Genomic DNA, 6,153 nt, shown 5'->3' on the forward strand with positions numbered 1-6,153 from the left:
CCAGCGATCCCCGCGGCGCCAACCGCCGGAGGTGGAGATGAATCCCGTGGAGCAGGCGGTGCGCTGGCTCAACGACCCGTTGAACTGGACGAATCCGGGTGGCATCCTCGACCGGCTCGGCGAGCACGTGACCATCTCGGCCACCGCCGTGCTGCTCGGCTGTCTGGTGGCCTGGCCGCTCGGGCTCTGGCTGGGGCACGCCGGTCGCGGGGGCGGGCTGGTCGTGCTCGTCTCCAACCTCACCCTGGCGGTGCCGACGCTGGCCCTGCTGACCATCCTTCCGTTGACCTTCCTCGGCTTCGGCCGTCCAGCAGTGGTGGTCGCCCTGGCCGTGTTCGCGGTGCCACCGCTGCTCGCCAACGCCTACACCGGAGTGCGGCAGGTCGATCCGCAGACCCGGGAGGCGGCCCGGGGCATGGGCATGACCGGGCCGCAGGTGCTGCGCCGGGTCGAGTTGCCACTCGCGGTGCCCTACCTGGCCGCCGGTTTCCGCACCGCCGCGGTCCAGGTGGTCGCCACGGCGGCCCTGGCGACCTTCGTCAACGGCGGTGGCCTGGGCGAGATCATCCGGCTCGGCTTCGGCCTGAGCATCGCCGTGGGTGGTGGCCAGATCCTCGCCGGTGGCCTGCTCGTGGCCGGGCTCGCGCTCGGCGTGGAACTGCTCTTCGGGTTCGTCGAACGGCTGGTCACCCCGCGACCGCTGCGCCGGGCCCGACGCAGCGCCACGCGGCGCGCGGCGGACGCCATCACCGGCTCCTGAACCGGCCGGGTCGGCCGGCAGGTGCACACCTGCGGGCCGACGGAAGGTGACGTTCCGGTGACGAAGGTCGCGAGAACTTGTCGGTGCCGGACGTCAGGATGTTGGGTGGAGGTCGCGGGCGGCCGGAAACGGCATCGCCCGTCGGACACGCGGCCGGCCCGGACGGGTCGCGCCGGGACACGGAAGGCGGGCTGATGCACGCAGGCAGAAGACTGTCCATCGCGGTCGTGGGCGCAGTCGCCGCAGCCGGCGTACTGGCCGGGTGTGGCGAGGCTGGCTCCTCCGGCACGGAGGCGCCGCAGCAGGCCGCCTCGGGCGCCGGGTGCGCACCGGTGGCCGGCCAGCAGTTGATCGCGCTCGAGGACGACAAGTCCCTCCAGAACGCGGACAACGTGATCCCCGCGATCCACAGCAAGGCGTCCACGCCGCAGCTCATCGCGGCGCTCGACAAGGTCTCCGCGGTGCTCGACACCCCGAAGCTGGTGCTGCTCAACAAGGCGGTCGACGAGGACCGCAAGAGCGCCCAGGCGGCGGCGCAGGAGTTCGCCACCGCCAACGCGCTCACCGACGGGGTTGAGCGGGGGCCGGGTGGACGGCTCACGGTCGGAGCGGGGAACTTCACCGAGAGCGAGATCATCGCCGAGCTTTACAAGATCCAGCTGACTGCGGCCGGTTACCAGGTGACTGTCCAGCAGATCGGCAACCGGGAGCTGTACGAACCGGCCCTGGAGAAGGGCGAGATCCAGGTTGTCCCGGAATACGCCGCCACTTTGGCCGAGTTCCTCAACGGCAAGCTGAACAGCGGTGCCGATCCGGTCTCCTCGCCCGACGTGGACGCCACCGTCACCGCGCTGCGCGGGCTCGGTGAGAAGGCGGGCCTGACCTTCGGTGCGCCGGCCGCCGCACAGAGCCAGAACGCCTTTGCCGTGACCGAGGAGTTCGCCGAGAAGTACGGCGTGCGAACGCTGTCCGAGCTGGCCGAGAAGTGCTCGGGCACGGCGACGGTGCTGGGTGGTCCGCCGGAGTGCCAGGAACGGCCGTTCTGCAAGCCCGGCCTGGAAAAGACCTACGGGCTCGGCGTCGGCTCCTTCTCCTCGCTCGATCAGGGCGGTCCGTTGACCAAGACCGGCCTGCGCAACGGCACGATTAGCGTCGGCTTGGTCTTCTCCACCGACGCGGCGTACGCCAAGAGCTGAGTCGCCCGGACTCATGGCGCCCCCGCCGACCCGGCTGGGGGCGCCATGTCGTCGCTGGTCACAGCGTCGGCTCCGGATTGCCAGGAAACTCCTACCCGCCGCCTGCCGGAGTGCCGTTCACAGTCACCACAACTCTCGGTAGGCTCCGGACCCATGCCCGCTCCGGTTCCCACCGACCCGCGTAGCAAGCGACTCCTCACCGCGCTCTTCTGGGGCGGTGTGGCCCTGGCCCCGGTGGCGGCGCTGATCCTGCTGGTGGCCGACGGTAACGGCCCGCTGCGGTTCGCGGCGGTACTGGCGATCATGGCAGTGGTGCTGATCGGGCTCTCCATCGCGCTGCGCACTGAGGGTGGTGTCGGTCACGCCGAGGACCTGCGCGCCGAACTCGACGAGTTGCAGCGGGAACTGCGCGCGGAGATCGTCGCTGCTGCCCAGCGTGGCAACCAGGCACTCGACGAGGCGAACCGGGTCCAGGAGGCGCTGGCCGGGTTGCGCCGTCGGGTCGACGCCGGCGTCGCCGGTCCGGGTGTCGGTGGCGAGACGCCCGGCGCGGGCCGGGCCCGGGTGGCCGCGCCGGGGCCGGAGGTGCCGCCGCACCACGCCGAGCGGCCGGCCGGGCAGGCCGGGGTGTACGCCGCCGCGCCGGTCGCGGGCCACGGCGTCGGATACGACGACGACCAACCGGAGGCGGCCTACCCCGCCGACCGCGAACGCGTCCCCGCAGCGCATGGCGCCGACCGGGCATCCGCCGGTCCTGCCGGTGACCGTCCCGTCGGCGGCTCCGCCGGGGTGTACGGATCAGCCGGTCGCCCCGAGCACGACAACCGTGCCCGCCCTGAGCACGACAACCGTGCCCGCCCCGAGCACGACAACCGGCTTCGGCCTGAGCACGACAACCGTGCCCGCTCGGAGCACGACAGCCGGCACGGCGAGCCGGCACCGCGGCCGCTCGGCATGGTCCGGCACACCGAAACCGTGCACGTGACCACCCGGCACACCATCGTGGATGGTGGGGTGGGCGAATCCGGCAGCCGTTACGGGGGGTACGCGGCACCGTGGTCGCCGCAGCAGGAGGAGCGGCCACGGGCCGGCCACGGTGCGGAGCGTGACGACCGCTCGTGGCCCGAACCGGAGGAGCGTTTTCGTCGGGACGACGACCGGTCCTGGTCCGGCCCCGGCCGGGAGGAGGACCGGCACCGGCCGGACGCCCGCAACGAGCCGCACTGGTCCGGCCATCGCGACGAGCGGACCCCGCCACGGGACGAGCACCCGGCACCCCGAGCTGACCGCGCGGCGTACCAGGACGATCGCGTGGCACCCCGCGACGAGTACCCCGGACACCGTAACGAGCACCCGGGACACCGGGACGATCGTGACTGGGCGGCGCCGCGCGCTGAGTCGGGCTGGGACGACAGGGGACAACAGCAGTGGGACGTCCCGGCTGAACCGGCTTCGTCCGGTGCACAGCGGCCGGACGACACAGGCGAGTACTGGGCGCAGATGCGGGCCGGTGACCGGTGGGCCACCGTACGTGATGATGATCGAGGGCATGAGCTGCGGGTCGGCGAACGCCGCGCCGAGGTGCACACCGACAACACCGGCACCGAATACCGCATGGCCGACCGCTGGGCCAGTGTGCGTCGCGACGAGCCGCGGCGGGGTGCTGACAGCGGTGACGGATGGCGGGACGGCCGGGACGAGCCGGAGCACCGCCCGGCGCTGCCCGCCGGTGGGGTGCCGGTGCCTCAGGAGTGGCGGCCACCCCGCCAACGCGGGTACCAGCCGGAGCCGGCGCGCCAACACCAGCCCGCATCGGCGTACGGACACCAGCCGGACCCGGCGTACGAGCACCAGGCCGAAGCGGCGTACGGGCATCAGCCGGACCCGGCGTACGGGCATCAGGCTGAACCCGCGTACGGACACCAGCCGGAGCCGCGGGCCGGCGGGTATCCGCCCGAGGGGGCATGGGGCCCGCAGCCGGAACCCGAGCCGTACGGCCGCCGCCGGCAGCACACCGAGGAGCCCGGCTACGGCCAGCCGCCGCACGACGCCGCCTCGAACCGCTGGCGCTGACCGGGCGGCCAAGGCCACCGGGCGGCCCGCCGCGCCGGGTCACTTGTCGATGTCGCCCACCACGAAGAACATCGAACCGAGAATGGCGATCAGGTCCGGTACCAGGCAGCCGGGGAGCAGGGTGGCCAGCGCCTGCACGTTCGCGTACGACGCGGTCCGCAGCTTGAGCCGCCACGGCGTCTTCTCGCCCCGCGACACCAGGTAGTAACCGTTGATGCCGAGCGGATTCTCCGTCCACGCGTAGGTGTGCCCCTCGGGTGCCTTGAGCACTTTCGGCAGCCGGGTGTTGATCGGACCGGTCAGCCGGTCCACCCGGTCCAGGCACTGCTCGGCCAGGTCGAGCGAGGCGTACACCTGGTCCAGCAGCACCTCGAAGCGGGCGTGGCAGTCGCCGGTGGTGCGGGTGACCACCGGCACGTCGAGCTGGTCGTAGGCCAGGTACGGCTCGTCGCGGCGCAGGTCCAGGTCCAGCCCGGAGGCCCGGGCGACCGGGCCGGAGGCACCGAACGCGGCGGCGTCGGCGGCCGAGAGCACACCGACCCCCACCGTGCGGGCGAGGAAGATCTCGTTGCGCCGGATCAGGTTGTCCAGGTCCGGCATCCGGCGGCGGACCTCGCCGATCGCCGTCCGGGCCCGGCCGGTCCAGCCGGCGGGGACCTCCTCCTTCAGCCCGCCGACCCGGTTGAACATGTAGTGGATGCGGCCGCCGGACACCTCCTCCATCACCGTCTGGAGCGTCTCCCGCTCCCGGAAGGCGTAGAACATCGGCGTGATCGCGCCGATCTCTAGCGGGTACGAGCCGAGGAACATCAGGTGGTTGAGCACCCGGTTCAGCTCGGCCAGGGCCATCCGCAGCCAGGTGGCCCGCTCCGGCACCTCCATGCCCATCAGCCGTTCCACGGCGAGCACCACACCCAGCTCGTTGGCGAAGGCCGAGAGCCAGTCGTGCCGGTTGGCCAGCACGATGATCTGCCGGTAGTCGCGTACCTCGAACAGCTTCTCCGCACCCCGGTGCATGTATCCGACGATCGGTTCGGCGGAAATCACCCGCTCACCGTCGAGGACGAGCCGGAGCCGCAGCACGCCGTGTGTGGAGGGATGCTGCGGCCCGATGTTGAGCACCATGTCGGTGCCGAGTTGCTCCCCACCGGTGCCCGCCACCAGCCCGGCACCGGTGCCGACGGTCAACTCGCGCAGGTCGCCCGTGGTCATGTCCGCCATCGTGCCATGAACGCCGTCCCGGCCGTGGACACGGCGGCACCGGTCCGCGTCACCGCGACCGCGGACCGGCTGCCGGGGCCCGCTCCGGCCACCGCCCCTCGGCGGGCAGGCCGACCGGCTGCCAGAGCCAGAAGTGCCCACCGAGGCCGGCCGGGTCGGTCAGTTCGGCCGCCGCCGACGCCTCGGCGAGGGCCCGCACGTAACCGGCCGGGTCGCTGGCGGCCAGGCTCAGCGGTGGTCGCCCGCCGTCGGCCCCGAGCGCCCGCAGTCCGTCCCGCTGAGAGCCGAGGGAGTACGCACACCTGGCGACCCGCTCACCGGCGGAGGCGACCGAGTCCATTGCGACGTGCGCGGTGACATCGCAGGACCCGTCCGGCACCGGCGGCACCTGCCGTCCGCTGCGATACCCGGTCAACGTCCCACCGATCGGCCGATCCGACCGCAGGTGTCCGTAGTCCACGGCCAACGCCAGCCCCCGGTCGACGTGGCCCACCGCCTCGGCCCAGGCTTCGTCTCGTGGGCGCCCGATCTCTGCTCTGGTGGTTGGGGTGGGGGGTTCCGGGCAGCCCGACCGGCTCCGGGCGGTCAGGCTTGATCCCTGCGCCGGTCGGGCTGCCCGGAACCCTGACGTGGTCGATCCGTGGCCGTCCGTCGCGGTCTGCACAGGAGGGCTGGCGTCGTGCGTGGGTGTGGGCCACCAGGTGGTGAGCCAGGTGGCGTCCTCGGGGCTGATCGGGTCGCCTACTGTCTCCTCGCCTGATGTCAGGTCGACCAGGAGGTAGTGCCAGCCGGACCCGGTGTGGGTGGCGATGTCGAGGGGGACGTTGTCGAGCCATTCGGTGGCCAGCAGCAGGCCGGTGATCCTGGCGGGGAGCTGATCCGTCCAGGTGATCTGTGCGGGGA

The 6,153-nt window shown here is 72.5% G+C and carries 4 protein-coding genes and 1 pseudogene; 3 read left to right on the top strand and 2 right to left on the bottom strand.

Going from position 1 to position 6,153, the window contains the following annotated elements:
* Positions 1–37: 37 nt before the first annotated feature.
* The 3 genes and pseudogenes from C1I93_RS04100 to C1I93_RS04110 all read left to right on the top strand — a co-directional run bounded on the left by C1I93_RS04100 (position 38) and on the right by C1I93_RS04110 (position 4,029).
* Positions 38–760: an ABC transporter permease gene (locus C1I93_RS04100; protein ID WP_111241864.1), complete on the top strand. Its 723-nt coding sequence runs from the start codon at positions 38–40 to the stop codon at positions 758–760.
* Between the two features lie 21 nt (positions 761–781).
* Positions 782–1,956: pseudogene (locus C1I93_RS04105) on the top strand (glycine betaine ABC transporter substrate-binding protein).
* Positions 1,957–2,109: 153 nt separating this feature from the next.
* Positions 2,110–4,029, top strand: coding sequence for a hypothetical protein (locus tag C1I93_RS04110; RefSeq protein ID WP_181445004.1), 1,920 nt, complete (start codon positions 2,110–2,112; stop codon positions 4,027–4,029).
* A gap of 39 nt (positions 4,030–4,068) precedes the next feature.
* On the opposite strand, the gene C1I93_RS04115 is transcribed toward C1I93_RS04110, so the two are convergent.
* Positions 4,069–5,250 carry an NADH-quinone oxidoreductase subunit D gene (locus C1I93_RS04115; RefSeq protein ID WP_181445005.1) on the bottom strand — a complete coding sequence of 394 codons (1,182 nt, stop codon included), beginning with the start codon at positions 5,248–5,250 and terminating at the stop codon, positions 4,069–4,071.
* 49 nt (positions 5,251–5,299) lie between these two features.
* On the bottom strand, positions 5,300–6,153 hold an 854-nt coding region (locus C1I93_RS04120; protein WP_181445006.1), incomplete at its 5' end, for an SAM-dependent methyltransferase.

Source organism: Micromonospora endophytica, assembly GCF_003236305.1.
Classification (GTDB): Bacteria; Actinomycetota; Actinomycetes; order Mycobacteriales; family Micromonosporaceae; genus Micromonospora; species Micromonospora endophytica.